Origin of the sequence: Sphingomonas sp. GC_Shp_3 (genome assembly GCF_026540945.1) — a bacterium.
Taxonomy (GTDB): Bacteria; Pseudomonadota; Alphaproteobacteria; order Sphingomonadales; family Sphingomonadaceae; genus Sphingomonas.
Genome location: NZ_JALNUT010000033.1, coordinates 1 through 470, shown reverse-complemented (window position 1 = coordinate 470; position 470 = coordinate 1). Strand labels below are relative to the sequence as shown.

Sequence of the window (470 nt, the reverse complement as noted above, 5' to 3'; positions counted from 1 at the left end):
TCACGTCCCGCATCCGGTAAGACCCAATCCCGGACATTCGCGCCCCCTTTACCACCCCCCAACTTCTGCCGTCCATTCATGTTGGTAGCGGAGGAGTGCTGAACCAATTTTAACTCGATGTCCGGGCGGCTTTCTCAACGGAAACTGTATTCTAGGATTATTTTAGAGTTAACGGACCGACGTTGAGCGGTGACCAGGTGGAAAGGCGAAACGGCGTGCGGACAGCGCGATAAGGAAGGCGATCATGGCCAGCGCGACGACAGCGGGCGGCAGCAGCGTGGTCCCTCCCGTCGTGAGGAGCACCCCGCCCAGCGCCCCGCCAACCGCGATCGCCAGGTTCCAAGCCGTGGTCACCATCGCCTGCGCCAGATCTACGCCGTCCCCTGCTGCGTCCGCCGACGCCGTCTGCATCATCGCCCCGGCACCACCGAAGCCAAGGCCCCAGACGATGGCTGCCGCATAGACGGCAA

Annotated in this window: 1 pseudogene; it reads right to left on the bottom strand. The window is 62.8% G+C overall.

Going from position 1 to position 470, the window contains the following annotated elements:
• Positions 1-168: 168 nt before the first annotated feature.
• Positions 169-470 (bottom strand): annotated as a pseudogene (locus OXR00_RS19610) (MFS transporter); the annotation flags it as partial.